Origin of the sequence: Streptococcus handemini (assembly GCF_040984445.1) — a bacterium.
Lineage (GTDB): Bacteria > Bacillota > Bacilli > Lactobacillales > Streptococcaceae > Streptococcus > Streptococcus handemini.
The window spans coordinates 1-23248 of the sequence record NZ_JBFRYH010000001.1 but is presented as its reverse complement, the minus strand read 5'-3'; the positions used below and the strand labels follow the sequence as shown (position 1 = coordinate 23248).

General features: G+C 41.0%; 26 protein-coding genes. 6 read left to right on the top strand and 20 right to left on the bottom strand.

What is annotated here, in order from left to right:
* Nucleotides 1-129 precede the first annotated feature (129 nt).
* Nucleotides 130-2133, bottom strand: a complete 2004-nt coding sequence (gene metG, locus ABPH35_RS00130; protein WP_349989583.1) for a methionine--tRNA ligase — start codon at nt 2131-2133, stop codon at nt 130-132.
* A gap of 184 nt (nt 2134-2317) precedes the next feature.
* Between metG and ABPH35_RS00125 the strand changes: the two genes are divergently transcribed.
* The 3 genes from ABPH35_RS00125 to ABPH35_RS00115 all read left to right on the top strand — a co-directional run bounded on the left by ABPH35_RS00125 (nt 2318) and on the right by ABPH35_RS00115 (nt 4311).
* Nucleotides 2318-3145: an exodeoxyribonuclease III gene (locus ABPH35_RS00125; protein ID WP_349989584.1), complete on the top strand. Its 828-nt coding sequence runs from the start codon at nt 2318-2320 to the stop codon at nt 3143-3145.
* Nucleotides 3146-3154: 9 nt separating this feature from the next.
* Nucleotides 3155-3535, top strand: coding sequence for a VOC family protein (locus tag ABPH35_RS00120; protein WP_349989588.1), 381 nt, complete (start codon nt 3155-3157; stop codon nt 3533-3535).
* 188 nt (nt 3536-3723) lie between these two features.
* The gene (locus ABPH35_RS00115; RefSeq protein WP_349989585.1) at nt 3724-4311 is read left to right on the top strand and encodes a helix-turn-helix transcriptional regulator; all 588 of its coding nucleotides are present in this window, start codon (nt 3724-3726) and stop codon (nt 4309-4311) included.
* 78 nt (nt 4312-4389) lie between these two features.
* Here the strand turns inward: ABPH35_RS00115 and ABPH35_RS00110 are convergent, their stop codons facing one another.
* The 11 genes from ABPH35_RS00110 to tmk all read right to left on the bottom strand — a co-directional run bounded on the left by ABPH35_RS00110 (nt 4390) and on the right by tmk (nt 12003).
* Entirely contained in the window at nt 4390-5130 is a 741-nt protein-coding gene (locus ABPH35_RS00110; RefSeq protein WP_349989586.1) for a GNAT family N-acetyltransferase, read from the bottom strand.
* Between the two features lie 33 nt (nt 5131-5163).
* Nucleotides 5164-5517 carry an arsenate reductase family protein gene (locus tag ABPH35_RS00105; RefSeq protein ID WP_349989587.1) on the bottom strand — a complete coding sequence of 118 codons (354 nt, stop codon included), beginning with the start codon at nt 5515-5517 and terminating at the stop codon, nt 5164-5166.
* Complete coding sequence (locus ABPH35_RS00100; protein ID WP_368849444.1) at nt 5511-6011, bottom strand: methylated-DNA--[protein]-cysteine S-methyltransferase; 501 nt, start codon at nt 6009-6011, stop codon at nt 5511-5513. Before ABPH35_RS00100 ends, ABPH35_RS00105 begins: the two co-directional genes overlap by 7 nt.
* Nucleotides 6001-6204, bottom strand: a complete 204-nt coding sequence (locus ABPH35_RS00095) for a DUF6440 family protein (protein WP_349989214.1) — start codon at nt 6202-6204, stop codon at nt 6001-6003. Before ABPH35_RS00095 ends, ABPH35_RS00100 begins: the two co-directional genes overlap by 11 nt.
* Nucleotides 6204-7388 (bottom strand): 3-phosphoglycerate dehydrogenase family protein, encoded by a 1185-nt coding sequence (locus ABPH35_RS00090; protein ID WP_349989215.1) that lies wholly within the window; start codon nt 7386-7388, stop codon nt 6204-6206. Before ABPH35_RS00090 ends, ABPH35_RS00095 begins: the two co-directional genes overlap by 1 nt.
* Before the next feature lie 59 nt (nt 7389-7447).
* Nucleotides 7448-8008, bottom strand: coding sequence for a GNAT family N-acetyltransferase (locus tag ABPH35_RS00085; protein WP_349989216.1), 561 nt, complete (start codon nt 8006-8008; stop codon nt 7448-7450).
* Nucleotides 8008-9099, bottom strand: a complete 1092-nt coding sequence (serC, locus tag ABPH35_RS00080; protein ID WP_349989217.1) for a 3-phosphoserine/phosphohydroxythreonine transaminase — start codon at nt 9097-9099, stop codon at nt 8008-8010. Before serC ends, ABPH35_RS00085 begins: the two co-directional genes overlap by 1 nt.
* Before the next feature lie 178 nt (nt 9100-9277).
* Nucleotides 9278-10138: a 16S rRNA (cytidine(1402)-2'-O)-methyltransferase gene (gene rsmI / locus ABPH35_RS00075; protein ID WP_349989218.1), complete on the bottom strand. Its 861-nt coding sequence runs from the start codon at nt 10136-10138 to the stop codon at nt 9278-9280.
* Between the two features lie 2 nt (nt 10139-10140).
* Nucleotides 10141-10458 (bottom strand): DNA replication initiation control protein YabA, encoded by a 318-nt coding sequence (gene yabA, locus ABPH35_RS00070; protein ID WP_349989219.1) that lies wholly within the window; start codon nt 10456-10458, stop codon nt 10141-10143.
* A 3-nt stretch (nt 10459-10461) separates the two neighbouring features.
* The gene (locus ABPH35_RS00065; RefSeq protein ID WP_349989220.1) at nt 10462-11367 is read right to left on the bottom strand and encodes a DNA polymerase III subunit delta'; all 906 of its coding nucleotides are present in this window, start codon (nt 11365-11367) and stop codon (nt 10462-10464) included.
* Between the two features lie 3 nt (nt 11368-11370).
* Entirely contained in the window at nt 11371-12003 is a 633-nt protein-coding gene (gene tmk / locus ABPH35_RS00060; RefSeq protein WP_349989221.1) for a dTMP kinase, read from the bottom strand.
* Between the two features lie 270 nt (nt 12004-12273).
* Here tmk and ABPH35_RS00055 point away from each other — a divergent pair, with 270 nt between their 5' ends.
* Nucleotides 12274-13137: a YitT family protein gene (locus ABPH35_RS00055; protein ID WP_349989222.1), complete on the top strand. Its 864-nt coding sequence runs from the start codon at nt 12274-12276 to the stop codon at nt 13135-13137.
* 133 nt (nt 13138-13270) lie between these two features.
* Here ABPH35_RS00055 and ABPH35_RS00050 read toward each other — a convergent pair whose 3' ends face one another.
* From ABPH35_RS00050 to ABPH35_RS00040, 3 genes are all read right to left on the bottom strand, one after another.
* Nucleotides 13271-13927 carry a CBS domain-containing protein gene (locus tag ABPH35_RS00050; RefSeq protein WP_349989223.1) on the bottom strand — a complete coding sequence of 219 codons (657 nt, stop codon included), beginning with the start codon at nt 13925-13927 and terminating at the stop codon, nt 13271-13273.
* A 287-nt stretch (nt 13928-14214) separates the two neighbouring features.
* Nucleotides 14215-14589, bottom strand: a complete 375-nt coding sequence (locus ABPH35_RS00045) for a hypothetical protein (RefSeq protein ID WP_349989224.1) — start codon at nt 14587-14589, stop codon at nt 14215-14217.
* 11 nt (nt 14590-14600) lie between these two features.
* Nucleotides 14601-16670 (bottom strand): ATP-binding cassette domain-containing protein, encoded by a 2070-nt coding sequence (locus tag ABPH35_RS00040; protein ID WP_349989225.1) that lies wholly within the window; start codon nt 16668-16670, stop codon nt 14601-14603.
* Between the two features lie 721 nt (nt 16671-17391).
* Here ABPH35_RS00040 and ABPH35_RS00035 point away from each other — a divergent pair.
* A complete protein-coding gene (locus ABPH35_RS00035; protein ID WP_349989226.1) occupies nt 17392-17916 on the top strand; it encodes a hypothetical protein in 525 nt (174 codons plus the stop codon).
* Nucleotides 17917-18229: 313 nt separating this feature from the next.
* On the opposite strand, the gene ABPH35_RS00030 is transcribed toward ABPH35_RS00035, so the two are convergent.
* From ABPH35_RS00030 to ABPH35_RS00010, 5 genes are all read right to left on the bottom strand, one after another.
* Complete coding sequence (locus ABPH35_RS00030) at nt 18230-18940, bottom strand: ABC transporter ATP-binding protein (RefSeq protein WP_349989227.1); 711 nt, start codon at nt 18938-18940, stop codon at nt 18230-18232.
* Complete coding sequence (locus tag ABPH35_RS00025) at nt 18940-19704, bottom strand: ABC transporter ATP-binding protein (RefSeq protein ID WP_349989228.1); 765 nt, start codon at nt 19702-19704, stop codon at nt 18940-18942. The genes ABPH35_RS00030 and ABPH35_RS00025 overlap by 1 nt, the downstream gene beginning before the upstream one ends.
* Nucleotides 19704-20654: a branched-chain amino acid ABC transporter permease gene (locus ABPH35_RS00020; protein WP_349989229.1), complete on the bottom strand. Its 951-nt coding sequence runs from the start codon at nt 20652-20654 to the stop codon at nt 19704-19706. Before ABPH35_RS00020 ends, ABPH35_RS00025 begins: the two co-directional genes overlap by 1 nt.
* A gap of 2 nt (nt 20655-20656) precedes the next feature.
* A complete protein-coding gene (locus ABPH35_RS00015; protein WP_349989230.1) occupies nt 20657-21544 on the bottom strand; it encodes a branched-chain amino acid ABC transporter permease in 888 nt (295 codons plus the stop codon).
* A 164-nt stretch (nt 21545-21708) separates the two neighbouring features.
* A complete protein-coding gene (locus ABPH35_RS00010; RefSeq protein WP_349989231.1) occupies nt 21709-22893 on the bottom strand; it encodes an ABC transporter substrate-binding protein in 1185 nt (394 codons plus the stop codon).
* 213 nt (nt 22894-23106) lie between these two features.
* Between ABPH35_RS00010 and ABPH35_RS00005 the strand changes: the two genes are divergently transcribed.
* Nucleotides 23107-23248, top strand: a 142-nt coding sequence (locus ABPH35_RS00005; protein ID WP_368849449.1) for a helix-turn-helix domain-containing protein, incomplete at its 3' end; no start/stop codon positions are given.

Sequence of the window (23248 nt, the reverse complement as noted above, 5' to 3'; positions counted from 1 at the left end):
AGTTCCGCCTCAAATATAACCGAAGAAGAGCATAAAACAAAAACCCAGAAGTTCCGTCAATAGAACTTCTGGGTTTTTAACTGGTCGGGATATTTTTGCCCCAGCCTCATCTTTTTTATTTCTTTTCATCTACCCAATCACACTACCGTTTGGTACGCTAGCATCAACTGTCAAGAGGGTTAAGCTGTCGCCATGTTCGGCCGAGAGAATCATGCCTTGACTGATATGGCCCATCATCTTACGAGGTTTGAGATTAGCTACGATTTGAACTTTTTTACCGACCAATTCTTGCTCGTTTGGATAGTATTTGGCGATACCTGAAAGAATTTGGCGGTCTTCCTTGTCACCTGCATCTAAGCGGAATTGAAGCAACTTATCACTACCTTCAACTTTTTTGACTTCCTTAACTTCCGCCACACGGATTTCGACCTTTTCAAAGTCATCAAACTTGATTTCCTTACGGTTTAAGGTCAATTCAACCTCTTCTGGTTTCCATTCTTTTTCAGTAGCTACAGCTGGCTTACCTGCTGCCATTTGTTCCTTGATGTAGGCAATTTCTTCGTCCATATCAAGTCGTGGGAAGATTGGCTGACCTTTCGCAACCACTCTCAAGTTCGTTGGTAGGTTTGCAAGTGCTAAATCCTCTAAGCTGCTTGCTTTTTCCATTCCCAACTGCTCTAAGATAGCAGCGCTTGTCGCCATCATGAATGGCTCGATCAAGTGGGCAACCACACGTAGACTTGCTACCAAGTGGCTCATGACAGACGCAAGCTCCGTACGTTTTTCTTCCTCTTTTGCCAATAGCCATGGAGCTGTTTCGTCGATATACTTGTTGGTACGGGCAATTAGAGTCCAGACTGCTTCTAAGGCACGTGGATAATCTACCGCATCCATTTGCTTGTGGTATTCCGCAATCGATTCTGCCGCTACCTGCGCCAAATCCGCATCAAAGGCTGTGACATTTTCTGCATAGGTAGGCACTTGCCCATCAAAGTATTTATTCACCATGGCCACAGTACGGTTAAGAAGGTTTCCAAGGTCATTGGCAAGTTCATAGTTAATCCGCCCTACATAATCCTCTGGTGTAAATGTTCCATCTGAACCGACTGGCAAACTTCTCATGAGGTAGTAACGTAAGGGATCCAGTCCATAGCGCTCCACCAACATATCTGGATAGACGACATTTCCTTTGGACTTAGACATTTTCCCGTCTTTCATGACAAACCAACCGTGGGCAATCAAGCGCTCTGGTAGTGGCAAATCAAGCATCATGAGAAGAATTGGCCAGTAAATGGAGTGGAAGCGTAAGATGTCTTTGGCAACCATGTGGAAAACAGTTCCGTTATTCCAGAACTTATCAAAATTCGCATGATTTGCTTGACCATAACCAAGAGCTGTCACATAGTTCAAGAGGGCATCAATCCAGACATAAACCACATGCTTGGGATTAGACGGTACAGGGACTCCCCAGGTAAAGGAAGTACGGCTGACTGCCAAATCCTCAAGGCCTGGCTCGATAAAGTTTTTCACGATTTCATTCATCCGTCCGTCTGGCTGGATAAAGTCAGGATGTTCTTTAAAGAAGGCTACCAAGCGATCCGCATACTTGCTCAAACGAAGGAAATAGGATTCTTCTGATACCCATTCTACTTGGTGGCCAGAAGGAGCGATTCCTCCGATAACCTTGCCGTCTTCATCACGAAAGACCTCTTCCAACTGGCTTTCTGTGAAAAATTCCTCATCAGACACAGAATACCAGCCAGAGTATTCCCCAAGATAAATATCGTCTTGTGCCAGCAAACGTTCAAACACTTCTGCCACTACCGTTTCATGGTAGTCGTCTGTCGTACGAATAAAGCCGTCATAGGAAATATCTAGGAGTTTCCATAATTCTTTGACCCCCACAGCCATGCCGTCCACATATTCTTTCGGAGTAATACCAGCTTCAGCTGCCTTGTCTTGAATCTTTTGGCCATGCTCATCAAGACCTGTCAACGAGAAAACATCATAGCCCATAAGACGTTTGTAACGTGCTAAAACATCGCAGGCAATCGTAGTTGTCGCATTTCCAATGTGGAGCTTCCCAGATGGGTAGTAAATTGGCGTCGTAATGTAAAAATTCTTTTCTGTCATAAGTATTCCTTTCAGGGCAAATGAAACCCAGTTCTATTTTTTTATTATATCATAAAAAAGAGCCTGATAACAGACTAAATATCCGCTGTTCAAGCAGCTCTTCTCAAACGATTGAGCGCAAAAGAGACCTACTTTTCTCACATTTTGATATAATACAAGAAGAACAAAAAGAAAAGGATAGATTATGAAACTTATCTCATGGAATATTGATTCTCTCAATGCAGCCTTGACCAGCGACTCTGCTCGTGCACAACTTTCACAGGCTGTTTTGCAAACTGTCGTTACAGAAGATGCGGATATTATCGCCATTCAAGAAACGAAATTGTCAGCCAAAGGCCCAACTAGCAAACACGTAGAAATCTTAGAGAAGCTCTTCCCAAACTATGAACACACTTGGCGTTCTTCTGTCGAGCCAGCTCGTAAGGGCTATGCAGGAACTATGTTTCTCTATAAAAAAGGCTTGACACCAACCATTACTTTTCCAGAAATTGGAGCGCCAACGACCATGGACTTGGAAGGGCGAATCATCACCCTAGAATTTGACAATTTCTTTGTCACCCAAGTCTATACGCCAAATGCAGGAGACGGCTTGAAGCGCCTTGCTGACCGCCAAGTCTGGGATGAAAAGTACGCAGAATATCTAGCAAAACTCGATCAAGAAAAACCCGTTCTTGCAACAGGTGACTATAATGTTGCCCACCACGAAATCGATCTTGCAAATCCAGCCAGCAACCGTCAATCGCCTGGATTTACTGATGAAGAACGTGCAGGATTTACCAATCTCCTTGCCAAAGGATTCACCGATACCTTCCGCCACTTGCACGGTGACCTTCCTCATCAATACACTTGGTGGGCGCAACGCAGCAAGACCAGCAAAATCAACAATACCGGCTGGAGAATTGACTACTGGCTTACCAGCAACTGTGTGGCGGACAAGGTGACTAAGTCTGAGATGATTGACTCAGGCGCGCGCCAAGATCATACGCCAATTGTCATGGAAATTGATCTATAAGAAGAAATGATGATTATAACCTCAACCACCATGCTCTATGTAGAGAATACCATAGCCGCCATGGAATTTTGGATAGAAAAGATGGGCTTTGTCCTCCTAGACACAGCTGACTATGGGGACGCTATTTCCTATGAAATTGTGCCATCGCTTGATGCTGCGACCAGATTTGGCATTCATGGTAAGGAGTGGGTTGCAAAAGCAAATCCTGGTATGACTCTCAGCTTTCCAAGTCTGTTGTTTGAAGCAGAAGATTTGAAATCTGAGTACGAACGTTTGACACAAGCAGGCATTTCCACCAATCCCATCATGGAGTACCAAGGGATGGTTCATTTCACCTTTTCCGACAATGAAGGACATTACATCGCTATGCGGGAAAACACCGCCAAATAATGTAAAACGGCAGAGAGCTTCGCTCTCGCCTTTTCATTTACACCTTGTCAACTTCCTGTCAACTCATTTTTCAGTCTTCAATATGTCTTATTTCCTTGACAGTACGCATTTTTCACCCTTTGTCAAAGGATTTTGCTAGCAAAAAATGCAATCATTTTGTATGCTAGAGATAGAAGGAGGAAACCATTATGGAACTTGGAAAACAGATTCAACTGTATCGCAAGGAATTTGGCTTGTCTCAAGATGATTTGGCAGAAGAGCTATTTGTCAGTCGACAAACTATTTCCAATTGGGAACGTGGGAGCACCTATCCTGATATTCAAAATCTTCTGCTCCTTTGCCAGATTTTTGATACTGACCTGAACCAACTCGTGCAAGGGGATATTGTGACATTCAGAGAAATTCTCCACGGAGCAGACTATGACAGATACGAACGCCATGCACGCATCATGACTTGGGGAATGTTTCTTTGTGCCATCCTCTCATTTCCACTCTTTTACTATCTAGGTTGGATAGGTGTTGCCATTTTCTTGATTCTCTGGGGAGTCTCTCTTTATTACGCTCATCAGGTCGATCGGTTCAAGAAGCAATATGATTTGAAAACCATCAAAGAATTGATGACCTATAGCGAGGGGAAAAACCTCAGCAAAATCGAAAAACGCGAGGAAAAGGCCAAGGCGCCTTATCAAAAAATTCTCATTGTTGCGGGATTTACAATTGCTAGCACCTTGATTGCCCTTCTTGTCGCAGGGATTTGCCTGTTCCTCTTTCCTTAGATTTGAACGAAATAAAATATAAAACCACAAACATTGTTTCACCTAAAATAGTAGTAAACAATATCTGTGGTTTTTCTGTTAAGATTGATAACATTCACTATAAGATGCTACTTCCTCATAACCTTGCTTGCGGTACATCTCGTAAACAGAAGCGTCCTTTTCGACAATCAGAATCACTTTCTGATTCGATTTTTTCCTTTTCAGGACCTCACGTTGAAGCAGACTGCCAACTCCTTGACCTTGATAGGTTTCATCCACCATAAAGTTATCAATTTCTATATACTCCTCACTAAAATGAAGAGTCACCTCTCCGATGATCTTTCCCTGATAAATGGCGAGTAAGATTTCATTGTTCAACATGATTTCTGATACAAATTGCCGCACCTGTTGGCCATACAGCTCCCCGTATTCCTTAACATCTTGGTCCAATCTCTCAAAATACGGCTCTAACCATTTCTCTGTCAAGGGCTCAAGCTCAATATCCAAAGGGGATTCCTTGGAAAAATCTGCTTTCTGTTCGTTGAGAATCAGAATCGCTTCCATCGAGATTTCAAAGGATAGGTCTTCTAATTTCTGTCTGATTTCTTCTGGCAGATCTTGGTTTTCTGGAAAGCTCAAATGCACATAGTCTGACGTGTAACTCTTCTGCTTTTCCTTGACAAAAGCAATATCCTCTTCTAACTCTTTCACCGTCGGCATAATCTTGTAGTAGAGGAGATTACTATCATAGCGTTCAGAATAGGTTGGATTTTGGGTATAGGTATAGTGCTTAGTTTGCACATCCATTGGTGAGCTGGTTGAAACAATCTCTTTATACATCTCTTCACCTCCTAAACAGGGTGTGGCATTGGCCTACAACCCTAATTCTTTATACGCTGTTCGGTAGCCAATCTGCAGGATTTTGCCGTCCTGAATGAGGAGAGGGCGTTTAATCAGCATTCCGTCATTTGCTAGCAGGTCCAAGACTTGATCTACTGTCAATTGGTCAAATTTGTCTTTTAAACCAAGAGCACGATAGCTATTACCAGAGGTATTGAAATACTTCTTTAGTTCAAGTCCTGTCGCTTCCATCCACTCTTTTAACTGACTAGCCTTAGGTGGATTGGTCTTAATATCAATCGCTTCAAATTCAAGACCAAGGGCTTGCAATTCAGCCTTGGCTGCTCGACAGGTTGAGCATTTTGGATATTCATAAAATGTTAACATATGTTGCCCTCTTTTTTCATTGATAATTCATGGGTCAGTAACCAGCTTTTCTTCTCAAGACCAGCTGCGTAGCCTGTCAATTGCCCCGTACTACCTACTACTCGGTGGCATGGAATCAGAATCGCAATCGGATTTTTGCCCACCGCACCACCGACCGCTTGACTAGAAGCCATGCCTAAGCGCTTGGCAATTTGACCATAGGTCATGGTCTGCCCACAGGGGATTTCTTGTAACACTTGCCAAACCGTTTCTTGAAATGGTGTGGCAGGAACATCTAATGCTAGGGTGGATATATCCACTCTCCGACCAGCAAAATAATCATCTAACAAGGAAACGGCTTGTCTTAGGACAGGGTGTTCTATCAACATTGGTTTCTCTGTAATGCCACGCTCGAAATACTGCTGATTTACAAACCAAATACCGCGTAATCCTTTATCGGTTGCAATGATAGACAATTCCCCCATTGGTGACGAATATAGGCATTTATAGTACATCGTCTTGGAATTTCTTGTTGATGTTTGGCTTTCCTTCTGAATTCAACAATAGGCGCAATTCACCATCCCCCAGACGAAGATACTCAACACCAGTTTCCTTATCAATCCAGAGGGCTGTAACAAGATTGACTTGAAAGACTTCAAAGCGTTCTTTTAATTCTTTCACATATTCTTTTCGTTCTTTTTTATCCATTAGTTTTTTCTACCTTCAATGATACGAACCTTGACAATATTCTCATCTCTTTCAAATTGCTCAGCAAGTGCCTTGATTTTTTCCTTGTCTGCCTCATCCAAGTCAAGCATGGTGTAGGCATAATCGCCTTTGGAACGATTTAGGATATTGTCAATATTGATATTTAAGTTAGAAACGGCTGTCGAAATCTTAGCTACCATATTTGGCACATTTTTGTTAATCAGAGTAATACGAAACGGAGTTGAAAGCGCCTGGTGCATATTAGGGAAATTGACCGAGTTCGTAATTTCTCCTGTTTCCATAAAACGACGAATGGTCTGACCAGCTGCAATGGCACAGTTTAGCTCAGCTTCCTCAGTTGAACCACCAACATGAGGAAAGACTGTAATGTGGGGCTTGTTAAGTAAATCTTCTGTTCCGAAATCTGTCACATATTGACCGACAACACCTGTTGCAATGGCATCAAACAAGTCCTGATGATTCACCAATTCTCCACGAGCAAAGTTGATAATGGTCGTTCCTTTTTTCATCATCGCAAATGCTTGCGCATTGAACAAGTCACGTGTATGCTCCGTTAGCGGCACATGTACTGTAATGTAGTCTGACTGCGCAAAAATCTCCTTCAAATCAGCAACACGTTTGACATGACTTGAAATACTCCATGCAGTCTCAACCGATACATAAGGATCATAGCCTAGAACATTCATGCCTAGACGGCGAGCATCATTAGCAATGCGACCACCGATAGCTCCAAGCCCAATGACACCAAGGGTTTTCCCTGCAATCTCAGTCCCTGCAAATTGTTTTTTCCCTGCCTCTATTTGCTTGGGCACATCATTACCTGATAACGTATTGGTCCAAGCACTCGCGCCGATATAGTCACGCGCAGAGAGTAAAATAGAGGCTAGAACTGCTTCTTTTACCGCATTGGCATTGGCTCCTGGCGTGTTAAACACGACAATTCCTTTGGCTGTTGCTTCTTCGATAGGAATGTTGTTAGTCCCCGCACCTGCACGGGCAATCGCTTTTAGATTCTCAGGAAAGGCAAAGCCATGCAAATTTTCAGAGCGGATGATAAAGGCATCTGGATTGGCTGCCTGGTCGCCGTCAATTTGGAATTGATTTCCCAATTCTTTCAAGCCAATCTGGTTAATATTGTTAAAGGTTCGTACACTAAATACCATGTTGTTTCCTAAAAGGGAGTGGTTCTTAGCCATTCCCTCTCTTTCTATCTATTTTTTTGTTAATCATTTCTCCCAAGCATCCAGCGGTCATCTTCTGCGATTTCTTGATAGAGGCTACTTTCTATCTTGGTTTTAATCTTCTGATAAGCCAAGCGCTCCCCGTCAATGGGAACTTTTCCACAATAGAAAAAGCCCAGTTTTTCTAAAATATGCTGCATGGGCAGATTTTTTTCATGGGTATCACACCGAAAATCTGGCCCCTTTTGTCCTTCAATCAAGCCCTGTAAAAAGGTCTGAATGATTTGCTGCCCACGAAATTGTTGCGCAACTGCTACGCGGTGAAAAGTGGTGTAGAGAAAATTATTGTGCTGCCATTTTCCGTCATAAATCTCATTATAGGCCGGTTCATTGCCGACTTGGACAGCTGTATAGGCTGCTACCTGTCCCTCTACAATCGCCACATAGCCACGACCTGATAAAATATCCTCAAAGACATCATCCTGACTCGGATAGATGCCCTGCCACTGGCTGCTACCTGATTGAGCTAAGAAAGCTCGTGCATCTTGAAAAATCTGGCAGATTGCAGTCACTTCATTGGGATGGGCAAGTCGAATTTCCATTAGGCATTCTCCTCTTCAAATTTCTTCATAAAGGCAATCAAATCAACCACTCCCTGACGCGGGAAAGCGTTGTAAAGACTCGCACGCATACCACCTACTGAGCGGTGACCTTTGATATTTTTAAAGCCTGCCGCAGTAGCTTCCTTGACGAATTTTGCATCGAGTTCTGGACTTGGTGAGACAAAAGGAATATTGGCTACAGAGCGTTCTTCTACCTTACGAACTGGGTTACTATAAAACTCAGACTGGTCAATGTAATCATACAAAAGCCCTGATTTTTCACGGTTGCGTTTTTCCATTTCATCGACACCACCGATTTCCTTGACCCATTCAAAGACTAGTTTCGAAATGTAGATAGAGTAGGCTGGCGGTGTATTGTAGAGCGATTCATTCTCTGCTTGAATGCGGTAGTCTAACATGCTAGACAAAACAGGCTCATCTGACAAGAAATCCTCACGAACAATGACGACTGTCACACCTGCAGGACCAATATTTTTCTGCGCACCAGCATAAATCATGGCAAAATCTTCCACACGATAGCGAGCCGCCAAGATATTCGACGACATGTCTGCGATAACTGGGACACCATTGGTATCTGGAATCGTATAAACAGCTGTTCCTTCAATGGTATTGTTGGTGGTCAAGTGGACATAGGCTGCCTCAGGATCAATTGTACTCTTATCAAAACTTGGTAGTTCTGCGTAGGTAATATCCTCTGTCGAACCAAGTAAAATCGGCTCAAAAACAATTGTTTTAGAGAGTTTGACTGCTTCCGTGTAGGCTTTTTTTCCCCATGAACCACCTGCTAGATAGTAGGCTTTCTTACCACGAGCGAAATTGAGCGGAATCATGGTAAATTCAAGCGAAGCCCCGCCTTGTAAGAAGAGGACCTTGTAATTGTCTGGAATAGCCATTAACTCCCGTAAAGTCGCTTCAGCACCCTTGATAATCTCATCAAATTCCTTGGAGCGATGCGACATCTCTAATACACTCATTCCTGAGCCTTTGTAATCCAGCAATTCAGCCTGCGCTTTTTCTAAGACAGGGGTTGGCAATACTGCAGGACCTGCAGAAAAATTATAGATTGTCATTATACTCCTCCAAGAACAAAAGATTTTGTTTATTATATCACAAATTTTCAGACTATTCCATCTTTTTTACTTATATTAGACCATTTATTCGTGTTTCAAAGGAAAAAAATACAAGGCAGAAAAAATTCTAACCTCGTTTAAACCTATTAGCGTATCTGAAATGACAACTTCTATCTCACTACAGTCCATGATAGAGATCATAGACTTCTTGCTTTTTGAGCTGGTAGCGTTTGGCTACTTCTTTAATCGCATGATTGGGCTTCGAACCTGCGGTGATTAAGGCATCTACCTCTGCTTTCAGGTCTACTGCTTCAGTCCCAGTCACTTCTTCTCCATCATGACCCGCTACGATGATCAAGCATTCGCCTTTTAAGGGATTCTCCGCAATAAAGGACACAATTTCACTAATCAGTCCACGTTGGTATTCTTCGTACAGTTTTGTCAATTCGCGAACTACGACCACAGAACGATCCCCGTAGACAGCCTGCATATTTTCCAAGGTTGCTTTAACCCGATGGGGTGATTCGTAGAAAATCTGTGTTTCTGGATAGTGCTTTTTCTCTTCGAAAAATGCTTTTTGCTGGCCAGATTTCCGTGGTAAAAATCCATAAAAAATATGCGGTTGGGGAGCTAGACCAGAAGCAATCAAAGCTGTAATCCCAGCAGAAGCGCCTGGAAGCGCTACAACCGGAATGTTTTCTGCAACCGCAGCTTTGACCAAATCATGCCCTGGATCTGAAATACTTGGAAGCCCCGCATCTGACACCTGAGCGATTGACTGACCGGAACGCAACATGTCGAGCAAGATAGGAATTTTTTCATAGGCATTGTGCTCATGAAAGGAAATCTGTCGCGTCTCAATCCCAAAATGTTTCAGTAAAAGCCCTGTATTGCGTGTATCTTCTGCCGCAATACTATCTACCTCTTTTAGAACCTCAATCGCTCGAAGGGTCATATCCTGAAGATTACCAATCGGAGTTGGGACAAGGTATAGGGTGCCATAGGGCAAGGAATGTTTAACTGATTTTTGAATCTGCATGGCTACTCTCTATTTAACAATTCATCACAAAACATACATGGCTCAACATTATCCGCACGTTGACCATAGTAATAGGAACAAATGTGAAAGCCATCATCATAGATACTTTTCAAATTTTCTTTTCCAAAATTCGCCGTCCGATTTTGTTCACGGTCTTCTTTTTCTAGGCGTTCCCGAAGTTTGGAATTTTCCAAGCGGAGTGCAGTATTTTCTTCGATAACCCCTCGCAAATGTTTCTTAATTGCATCAACTTCTGCAATCGTAACCAGCAAGGTATTTGAAAAACCTTCTAGGGCATCAAAAATCTCTCTCTTATCCATTCTCTATCCTTTCACTTGTTTTTCTGTTGCTAATAACCAGTATTCTAAGGCATTCTGTAAACTAACATTGCTCTGCCATTGATGGCGTGCTAGTTGCAGAGTTTCCAAATAGACCAAAACTTTCGGTTCCGTCATTCGTTCTGCTAATAGGAGGGTGAGCAGTTCTAGCAAACGAGCTTGATCTCCCTTTTCACCTGCTAAACGGACCAGAACCCCCACCTGCAGATAGGCTTGATCAGGTTGATTCAAGAGCAGTTCAAGCCATTTTCTAGCGAATGCTAGTAGGTCCAAAAAAGGTTTGTGACTGGCTAATTGTTTCGCTTCTTCAATACTCTCAACCAGACGAGCAAGTAGTTGAGCTTGTGTTTTTAACAGCCCTTCTTCCTCTAATAACCGTTCTAAAATGGGCAGATTTTTGGGAAATGTTACCAACTGCACACGGCTTTTAATGGTTGGCAAAACGGCCTGTTCCTGGCTGGTCAATAAAAAGATACGAACATCGCTTTGAGGCTCTTCGATTACTTTTAAAAGAGAATTGGCAGCATTTGGGTGCATTTTTTCTGCATCACAAATGATAAAGACCTGTTGAGTAGACTCAAAACCTGACCGAGAAAATTGCTTGACCAAATCCCGAATGGTCTCTGTCTTAATCGTATTGCCTTGAGGACGGATAATCGTCACATCTGTATATTCATCTTCTTCAATCAAACGACAGGTTCGGCAATGGCCACAAGGAATATATCCGTCCTTCTCCTCACAAAAAATCGCTTGACTAAGAAAGATAGCCATTTCAAAACTCGCAAAATCACCTGAAAAGAGATAGGCATGCGCTAGCCGTTCTTGTTGCAAGACCAGTTGAAAAGACTGGAAAAGCTGAGGTTGTAGTCTTTGTAATTCTTCTTTTTTCATCGCTTATCTAAAAAAGCGGCCATAGATAGCAGCATAGGCTGCCTCTACCACTTTCTCCACATTCTCAGAAGCATCAATCTTCACCACACGTTCTGCTTCCTTGTCTACAATCGTTAAATACCCTTTTCGCACACGCTCGTGCAAATCTAAGGTTTCCATATCCAGTCGATCAACATCCCGATGTTTGTTTCGAGCAATCCGAGCCAATCCCTCTTCGACATCAATATCAAAATAAAGGGTCAAATCTGGCTTGAGACCATCTGTAGCATACTGGTTTAACCAATCAATGGCTTCAATATCTAGTCCTCGTCCAAAACCTTGATAGGCAACAGATGAGTCAATAAAGCGATCTACTAATAGCAGGGCTCCATTTTCTAAGGCTGGAATAATTCGCTCTTTCAAATGCTGACGTCTAGCTGCAATGTAAAGCAATAATTCTGTTTTATCATCCATCGCTGTATTCTGAGGATTTAGAATAACTGTGCGAATGTCTTCTGCAATCGCAACACCACCTGGCTCACGAGTCGTGATGACTTGCTTTCCTAATGCTTCCAAGCGAGGCACCAATTTCTGTAAGACCGTTGTCTTTCCTGCACCGTCTGGTCCTTCCAATGTAATAAAAATTCCTTTTGTCATACGAATCCCCTATTTCATACTACTCTTTACAAGTCAGTTGCTTCTTCTACTTGAATTTAGAGTCTTTCCATTTTCATTTAGCACTAGGAAACAAGTCGTAGGCAGAACGAATCTTAGGCAAGACAAGTTACCAACCTGCTACATCAAAGTGATTGGCTATACTTCTTTTTATTCTACCAAAAAAGCCACGAAAAAGCACTTCTTATTTGTCTTGTGCATCCTTTTTAAATCTGTTAGAATGGGAATAGACAAAATGAAGGGAGCAGGTGAATGCTACGAGCCAAAAATCTTTTTTTTATTCTGATAGGAGCGGGGTTATTTTCTTTTGGGCTCTACTATCTAATTATTCCAAACCACCTCTATGAAGGCGGTGCAACTGGTATTAACCTCATTCTTTACTACCTGTTTGGGATTCAACCGTGGCTCATGAATATTCTCATCAATATCCCTCTCTTTATTCTTGGTTGGAAAATTCTCGGAAAACGGACTCTCTATTACAGTCTAGTGGGCACGCTTGGAGTGACGGCTTGGCTAGCCATATTTGAGCACATTCACATCACCATTCCGTTAGAAAATGACCTTATATTAGTCGCTCTTCTAGGAGGAATTCTTATGGGAGCTGGTCTAGGAATTATTTTCAAGGCTGGAGGAACAACTGGAGGAAGTGATATTCTAGCTCGCATTGGTCATAAGTACACTTCTTATACAATTGGTCAGATTATCCTTGCCTTTGATATCTTTGTCTTAACCCTCACCATTCTGGTCTTCCATGATTTGAGAAATGTCTTATATACCCTTATGATGGTCACCATTGTTTCCCGTGTGATTGACTTTATCAGTGATGGAAATTACGGAAGTAAGGGTGTCATGATTGTTTCTGAAAAATCACACGAATTGGCGCAAGCGATTGACGAAAATATCGAACGTGGGATTACACTGATTAAAGCACAGGGCTTCTATAGTCGAAAAGAGATTGATTTGGTTTATTCTGTCATCTACAAGAGCCAACTCCAAGAAATGAAAGAACTAATCCACCGCATCGATCCCAATGCCTTTATCACGATTACCGATGCCCACGAGGTTCTAGGAGAAGGATTTACACTCGACAGCAACAAACAACCCTTTGAAAAATGAGATTTTACGAAAGGTGGACCCAAGCTCAGTTTCTCCTATCTCCCTCTCACCATGTTCCATTATGAAAGTAAAGTAGATGTTGATTGTCATACAACACACATCATTACAAAACAAAAAGAGCAAGCTGCTCTTTTTATATTTTCTTTGTTTCTGTCGCCACCATACTGTCTACCTTGATAGCAGCCTGTTCGAAGACACTTGCCAGCTGTTGGCTATCCACCTTGCCTTCAATTTGGACTTCAATGACTACGCTACCTGATTTATCAGCAATCTGAACAGTGCTTACAATGTTGTAACCTTGGTCTGAAATCAAGCGGATAATTTTTTCGAGTTCACCAGCCTTATTTTCTACCAAAAAGCGCACACGTACGCCTGCTTCCCCATAACCAGATACATGTAGAAAGGCCGCAAAAACATCACGATCTGTAATGACCCCTGCCATTTGATCATTGTCCACAACAGGCAAAATACCGACCTTATTTTTATACATCAAGTAAACGGCATCTTCTAGGCTGGCAAATTTCGACACAGTGATGACATCCCGTATCATGACATCACGAACCTTGGTTTTGTTCAAGAGATAATTCATCTCATAGATGGACAGACTGGTCGCCTTTGAAGGACTTGCTTCTGCAATTGTTCCTTCTGTAACAAGACCAACTAGTCGATCATCTTCAATGACAGGCAGACGATGAATCGCTTGCTCTCGCATCAATTCAGCGGCATGTGCAATCGTCGTATCTGGGGAAATGTAGACAACCTTTCGTGTCATAAAATCTTTAACTGCCATATGCAATCCTCCTAGTCTCTTCTATAGTTCTAGTATACCACAAATCAGAAAACGATTTCAATTTTTATTGAAAAAATCTGATATTTTCTTTCTTTCAACAAAAGATACCGTTAATAGAAACTTTACACTTCAGGCTGCAAAGGCTATCTAGTAGCAGATCATACTCTTCCACAATCATGCTATTATCCTGTATTTATAAAAAGACGAAAGCAGGACCTCGCCTTCCCACTCCCGCAGATGATACTTCAGTTTATCATGAGTCAACCATCATACAACTCTATTAAATACTAGAAATCTAGTGAAAAATAATGCTGACCTTCCCAGAGGTTCACGGCGCCCCAAGGAGAATTTATACCAGCACCGATAATGACACTTCCATTTGCTCGCTGTCCGTATGGAAGTGAACTTTTCCATGTTGAACGGTTACTTATAGTATTTGGGAAAATTGTCCAATCTGTAAAATACATATTGGTCACGGATCCACTATCACTATTTGAGTAGCCCGAAGCATGAAATGTCACATTGAGAACATGCAAACCAACCAAACTATACCCATCAAGGGGTTGTGAGTATGTCACAAATCCAGCACTCACAGTACTAGTAAATAATAGAGTGAGAAAACTCAACGCCACCAAGACTACTTTTACTCGTTTTCTTTTCATTTTTAACTACCTCATCTATTCGTTCGCAGTGTATCAACGATTGACTGCTTACAGGTTTGATAAATTGGCACCAGACCACTCAGCGTCAATACGGTGAATGTGAGACAAAGAAGCCATATGATAGAAGTTAGGTAAAACTGAATGATATCCTGTAATTGTAATTGGAGCACCTGCATCGAAAGAAATCCTAAAATGAAAAATATGCCCGCAGAAATAAAGAAAATTCTTCTGCCATCCACTAGTAATTCTTTAAAGAACAGCACAAGAACTTGTTTCGTCTGATAACCTAAGGCTTTTAAAATTCCAACCTCAAACCGTCTTGTACGATTCACCAAATAAAATACAAATGACAAGATTGCTACTACCAGTAGTAGTAATACGCCAGAAATGATGAGCAAGAAATGTTTTATATACCGCAAGCTTTGACTAAATTGTTCATAGTTTTCAAAAGAAGATACAATTGAAAAATCCGAAGAAAGACCTTTAATTCGATTAACCTCTTGTGGGATAGTTTGACTATCTCTTACAATTAGATGAACTGCGCTTGGAAACCAGTTTTTCAGAGTAAGTCCGCCTAGGTTTGTCTCCCTAAGGGGATTTTTAGCAACAACTTCCTCTTGAATTTTTTTCATCTGCTGACTATTCATAAAGAGAGTATTGCTATATGGAGAATAGTCAAATGGATAATCTGATTTTACTATCCCTAAAATCTTAAACGTTCTCTCTTCCTTGACATACAAGTCTCCGTCTCCATTAAAAATAGTCCCATCCTTATCAATACTATTTTCATACAAAGCAATCGGGACATAAAAGGAAACGGTCACTTCTGATCCAGCAACAATATTTTCTAACTTCTCATTGGTGATAAATTGTTCCGACAGATAGAGACCATCTGTCTGCGTTTGATCAAAATATTGAATCTGTCGCTGAGTCGTATTCGTATCAAACAGAGGCTGGATTGAATAATGTTTACTCAAAGACACCGTCTGGCCATTTATCGTTATAGAAGGCTCTGTACTTCGTCCTATCGTCAAATAATCTCTAGCATTTTCAACAGTCATACCGATACTTGGAAATTCCATATAGGGCTGGGCTGATGCTATTTGATCACTATTTTTAATTTGATTGATATCTTCATTCGTCAAACTTAAAAAATCATCCATGACTTTTTTTGAATTCAAATGAAGCGTGTCATGAATAACTAAAAAACCATTTTCTAATGAGTTACTCACTGAAGACTGATAACGGCTGGAAAATAACGATTGAATATTAAAAGATGCAACAGCTATCGCTACAACTATTGAGACAAAGACAGACAACAACCTTGGTAGATGATGTCTCCTATGCTTTTGCAAAGGGATGCTAACCTTTGAGTCTATATTCGTATGCCACTCCCCTTTTGGTTCAAGTGAGCGTCCAATTGTTCCTCCTATCAGATGCTTGTCTTGGAAATGAAGCTGCTCATCACCGATTTTGATGACAGATGGATCATGAGAGACCAATATAACAATTTTATTGAATTTCTTTGCAAGATCCTCCAAGAGCGAACAAACAATCCTTCTGTTGTCTTCATCTAAGAAATTTGTCGGCTCATCTGCTAAAATGATGGTTTTATCGGCAACTAAAGCACGTGCAATCGTAACTCTCTGTTCCTCTCCACCAGATAAATCCTCTGGATACCGATCTAATAAGTCCTCAATCCCAATTTCTTTTAAAATATTTTCAATTCGACAGTCATTACTCTCCTCAGATTCCTGATAAAATTGCAAGGGTAACAGTAAATTTTCCCTAACTGTTAAATCTTTTACAAGATTCTGGTGTTGAAATATAAAAGCTACTTCCTCAGCTATAAATAATGATACTAAGGCATGATTCTTGGTATCAATTCGCTGACCATCAAAGAAATAATCCATTTCTGGATCACTAGCTGTTACTAGCCCTATCTTATGTAAAAGAGAAGATTTTCCTACCCCAGATTTTCCATAGACAGTATAGAGTTTTCCTCTGTGAAACTGAAGATTCGTAGCTTCTAGCAAAACTTTTCCTGAATAGGCTAGACGAACATTTCTCAATTCTAACATAAGAACCTCCTTTTGCAACCGCTTTCTTTTTCTAATTTATTATACTTTTTTTCAAACTCTGTCAACCATTTTGTCATTTTGACCGTCTCAATTATATTGATTTAATAAATGAAGGCTAGAAGCCTTGGTAGCCACCACTCTTTAAGAAAAACTGGCTTGAAGCCATAGCAAAAGAGGCTGGGACAAAAGTTCCTTACCTCTCTACGTTTTATAGTTTTAACAGTTTGACATATATCAAGAGTCAGGGGAGTAACTATTGATACCTGAGCTTGTAAATCAAAAAGCGAGGATTGTCTGGTTTGTAAAAGGTGATAAATCAACATTCTATGAAAGAGGCTAGCGAGCTATTCTTCACTAGCCTTATTTCCAACCTTCCACAATTCTCAATTCTCAATTGTGGAAGCTAGTCAACCTTGCGGATATTGACAGTCCAGTGGACTGTTAATACCCGAGCCTAAAAACTCGAGAGCGAGGATTGTCCAGTGGACTGTTAATATTTGAGCCTAGAAATTAGAAATCGAAATTGGCAAAATCGATTTCTACGAAATCATGATTTCTGCCTCACTCCCCTTTAGTGCTTTTTATACTATTTTACATAGAATTTTCGTCGTCAACTCTTTTATTATAACATAAAAACGTTTTTAAAAACAGAATTGTTTTTTGGGAAAATTTGATTTACAATTAAATTGAAAAAATTTAAATGATATAAGAAGGCTGTCTTATGAACACCAAGCTAAAAAAATTATTTTTGATCTCTAGTGCAATTGTTTTATTGTCTAGTAATATTGATCCTGTTGTTGTTTTAGCGGAAGAAGCCAATACTACTGTTGGATACACGCAGACTGAATCAGTTGAAAATGTTATCTATTTTTCTAACAGTGATCTTCTTAAGGCTGCTGAGGATTTATATAATCAAGGTGTATTCACTAAAAAACGTCTAGGTGTAAAAGGAGTAAATAAGGTTGTTAATTTAGGAAATGGAATGACTGATGTTTATATTAATAATATTACATGGTCTGCGATGGTTGCTGCTGGCGCGGGTGCTCTTGGATTATTGTTAGGAGCTATACCACATATAAGTGCTGGTGTGGCAGGAATGATAGGAGCGATAGGCGGAGGTGTCGGATCTACTTATTTGAATGCTGAGCGAGGTGTTATTGTCAGACTAAAACAAGTTTATGAACCACCTACACAAATTTCAGGTGCAAAACTTTATCCTAAAATTATTAGTATTAGAGAACAATGATGGAAATTTTTGAAGATATTGCTATATATATTGTTGTAAAAATTCTCCCCCCTATTTCTATTCTATTGGGGTACATAATTATGAGGTATATAAAAGCTAAAAAACAAAAAAAGCGGCTAGGTCGAAAGTCCTAGTCTCTTTTTCCAACTTAAAAAGGTCCACTGGGCAAAACAACCTTACTCCAGACAAGATGAAAACCGCTTACCAGCGCTTCCTATTTCCAACTTAAAACGAGGCGTAAGCCTCTTAGGCAAAGAGGAGACTTGCTAACGCAAATCTTTATTTCCAACTTAAAAAGGTTCACTGGACCTTTTTAACCACCTAGATATGCTTTTTTGACTTCTTCTGAGGCGAGGAGTTCTTTTCCTGTTCCTGAGAGGACGATTCTCCCTGTTTCAAGTACATAGCCTCGGTCTGCGATTGAAAGTGCCTTGTTGGCATTTTGTTCAATCAAGAGGACGGTTGTCCCTTGTTTTTGAATATCTTGAATAATATCAAAAATTTCTTGAATGAAGATAGGCGCAAGTCCCATAGACGGCTCATCAAGGAGCAATAATTTTGGTTGGCTCATAAGAGCTCGTCCCATCGCAAGCATTTGTTGCTCTCCTCCTGAAAGGGTTGCGGCATCTTGATTTTTCCGTTCTTCCAAACGCGGGAAACGGGCAAAGATTTTCTTCAGATTTGCTTGATTTTCTTCACGATTATTGCGCAAGAACGCACCCATTTCCAAGTTTTCCATGACGGTCAAGCCTGCAAAAACATGGCGACCTTCTGGTACTTGAGATAAGCCATCTGCCACGATTTTACGGGCTGGAACACGTTGGATTTCATTTCCTAAGAAGCTGATTTTCCCAGAAGAAGGACGGACTAAGCCTGAAATGGTCCGCAAGATCGAGGTCTTGCCTGCACCGTTGGCACCAATCAGTGTGACTACTTCTCCTTCATTGACTTCAAAGGATACATTTTTCACCGCTTCGATGACACCGTAATGGACGGATAAATTTTCCACTTTTAACATTGACATTAGGCCTCACCTCCAAGATAGGCTTCGATAACACGTTTATTGGTCTTAATTTCCTCTGGTGTGCCATGGGCAATCAGGCGACCGTATTCCAAGACATAAATCCGTTCTGTAACCTCCATAACCAAGCTCATATCGTGCTCAATCAGCATGATTGTAATGTTGAACTCATTTTTGATTTTACGGATCAATTGGGTCAATTCAGCAGTTTCTTGTGGGTTCATCCCTGCTGCTGGTTCATCAAGAAAAAGAATTTTAGGCTCAGTTGCTAAGGCACGAACAATTTCCAAACGACGTTGTTGGCCGTAGGGAAGATTTTTAGCCAAGGTATCAGCATCCTTGTCCAAATCAAAGATTTTTAAGAGTTCAATAGCCTTTTCACGTAGCTCCACCTCATTTTTGTAAAAGGCTGGCAGGCGGAAAAAACTGGCAAACACATGATTTTTCCCATGATTACTTAAGCCAATCAGCACATTTTCCAAGACGGTCATATCTTTGAACAAACGAATATTTTGGAAGGTCCGCCCCAATCCTAGCGAAGCAATTTTAGAAGGTGCTTTCCCATTTAAGGTAGTGCCTGCTAGACTAATCGTTCCTTCGCTCGGCTCATAGACGCCTGTCAAGAGATTAAAGAGGGTTGTCTTTCCTGCACCATTTGGACCAATCAAGCCGACCAATTCACCCTCGTGTAATTCCATTGTGACATCACCAACGGCGGTTAACCCACCGAAATTTTTAGTTAATTTTTTTACATCAAGAAGTGCCATTAGTTCGCATCCTCCTTCTTCTTGAAGAATCGAGCAAAGGATAATTCCTTCGTTCCCAATAAACCACCTGGACGGAAAATCATCAACAAGATGAGAGCAAGTGAATAGATAATCATACTCACACTAGCGTAACTTTTGAGGTAGACATTCAACATACCTAGTACAATCGCTGCAACAAAGGTCCCTGTAACGGAGCCAAGTCCACCCAATACGATGATAATCAAAATATTGACAGAGGTCATAAACGCAAAGTCTTTTGGCACAATTGTACCAACGTAGCCTGCATGAAGACCACCCGCAATAGCCGCTGTCATGGCACCGAAGACAAAGGCAATGACCTTCATTTTAGTAGGATTCACCCCAACAGATTCTGCGGCAATTTCGTCTTCACGGACAGAAATGACTGTCCGTCCCATAGGACTACGTAGAAAGTTCACAGTAAAAATCGTTGTAATCACAACAAAGACATACACTAATTGCCAGCTAGTAAAGAGGGGAATTCCCATAATCCCAGCTGCACCGTTAGTAACTTTTCCGCCATTGATAATAAAAATACGGATAATCTCTGCCACACCAAGCGTTGCGATTGCCAGATAATCTCCTTTCAAACGGAGAGTTGGCAAACCAACCAAGAGAGCAACCCCACCTGCAAGTACCATTCCAACAAGCAGTGAAACGGCAAATCCTGCGTAGCTAGGCATCATTTTCCCGAGAACACCAACTGAGTAAGCACCAATGGCCATAAAACCAGCATGCCCGAGTGAGAATTGACCTGAAAAGCCAACAATCAAGTTCAAACCTACTGCCATGATAATGTTGATTCCGATTTGCTGAACCACTTGAATATAGTAGAAATTTAAAACACCTGTTGCAACGAGTCCTTGAATCACTCCAAAACCAGCTAGTAAGACAGCTAGCCAGATTGCATTTACTTTTAGATTTCTTGCCATGATTACACCTTCTCTTTCATATTTTTCCCAAGAATACCACTTGGTCTTACCAATAAAATGATAATCAAGACAATATAGACAATCGCATCACGGAAGGTGTCTAAACCAATAACATAGGTAAAGGTTTCAATAACCCCGATGACAAAGCCACCTAGAGCAGCACCAGGAATAATTCCGATTCCACCTAAAACCGCGGCAACAAAGGCTTTCAGTCCCGGTGTCATTCCCATCAGTGGCTCGATCTGGTTGTAGTACAAGCCCAGTAAGACACCAGCAGCACCTGCCAAGGCTGATCCTAAAGCAAAGGTAAAGCTAATCGTACGATTGACATTGATTCCCATAAGTTGTGCGGCGTCACTATCGACAGAAACAGCACGCATGGCTTTTCCCATCTTTGTTTTCTGAACAATCAACTGTAAGGCAACCATCAAGAAGAGAGAAACACCCAAGATAATCAATTGGATACTGTCTATGGTAACAGGACCAAGGTTAAATTTGGTCGCATCTAAGACCTGCGGAAAAGGTTTAACATCCGCGGTGAAGAAATAAACCATGATGTATTCCAAGAAGAAGGAAACACCGATCGCTGTAATCAAGGCTGCGATACGGGTCGAATTTCGTAAAGGTCGATAGGCCAAAAATTCAATAACAACCCCTAAAATGGCTGTTCCAATCATAGTCGCAATCAAGGCAACAAATAAGCGAAGACCACCATTTGAAATAAAGGTTAACTTATTTAAAAAATAATATCCCATAAAGGCTCCCATCATATAGAGATCCCCGTGGGCAAAGTTAATCAGTTTGATAATTCCATATACCATTGTATAACCTAGAGCCAACAAGGCATACACGGAACCGAGAATCAAACCATTGACCAGTTGTTGAAGCATGTGTTCACCAAACTTTCTAAAAAATTGATACGCACCTATTTCCTATTGATAAATAGGATGCTAGGCTATTTTTTTTGACTGTCTATACATGGCAATGGAGTCTGGGACAATCGTCCTAGACTCCTTGCTTGTATCAGTAAACAATCATTGTTATTGTTGCTTTTTTATTTAGCTGATTCTGTAAGAGATACTGTATCAACTGTATCTGCTTTACCGTCTTTCAAGCTCACTACATAAACAGATTTTACAACGTTGTGGTCTTTATCGATAGACATTTTACCAGTTACACCGTCAAAGTCTTTCAAAGCAGCCAATTTATCTTTTACTTCTACAGAGTTTTTAGATCCTTTTGATGCTTCTGCTGCCATATAAACTGAGTCATAAGCAAGGGCTGAGAACATAGAAGGCTCTTCACCGTATTCTTTCATGTAAGCATCATGGAATTCTTTTGCACGGTCGCTTGCTGATGGAACAAAGGCAGAAAGGTAGTAAACCTTGTTAGCTGCTGAAGCGGTTGCCAATTCTGCAAACAATGGTGAGTCAAAACCATCTGAACCAAGGATTGGTTGGTTCAAGCCAAGACCACGCGCTTGTTTTACGATTGTACCAGTTTCATTGTAGTATCCTGGCATGATGATGGCATCAAAGTCAAGACCTTTTAATTTTGTAAGAGCTGCTTGGAAATCTTTATCTCCTGAAGCAAAGGTAATAGTTGAAACAATCTCACCCTTGTAGGCATTTTGGAAGGATTCTGCAACACCTTTACCATAGTCTGAAGAGTTGTCATAGTAAAGGACAACTTTCTTAGCATTCAAGGTTTTAGTTGCATATTCTGCCATGATTTCACCTTGGTATCCATCAGTAAAGGTTGTACGGAAGAAGAAATCTTGTACTTTTCCTTCGCTGTTAACAACAAGATCTGTTTGCGTTCCTGAAGGAGTAATCATTGGGACACCTGCAGCTGTTACGTTTGCAATAGAAGCACCTGACGCACCTGACGTTGCAGGACCGATGATGACGCTTACCCCTTCACTTGCAAGGCTGGTTGCAACTGTTGCTGCTTCAGCAGTTTCTGATTTGTTATCTTTTGCAACCACTTCGATTTTTTTACCGTCAACGCCACCAGCTTCGTTGATTTCTTTAACAGCAAGATCTGCACCATTTTTCTCTGTTTGACCATAAGATGAAACGGCACCTGACAATTCCAAGTTGTAACCGATTTTCAATGTATCTTCTTTTAATTCAGTACCAGTAGCAGATGAATTTGTGCTTGATACGTTTCCACAAGCTGCAAGAAGCGCTGCAGAAGCAAAACTAACCAAGGCTAATTTGAATTTATTTGTTTTCATAAAAACTCCTTAAAACTTTCTTAATTTTTGCGATGTATCTAATATACTGAATTATCAGAAAATTGTCAACAAAAAAAGAAAAATAATTTTATAAACTATTTTTCTCTTCTTCTTCGAAAGTTCTAAAATGAAGTTAGCCAGTCAAGGGTATTAAAAAACATCTCAGAGAGATATAATTGTAATCACCACAACAACAATTAGAAAGACTCTGAGATGCAACACTATTATACACCAAAAAGAAGACATTTGACACTAGCTGAGCGTAGAATGATTGAACGTTGGCTTCAAGAAGGGTTCTCAAATCGTGAAATCGCTAAGAGATTGTCTAAAGCTCCTCAAACTATTCACAACGAAG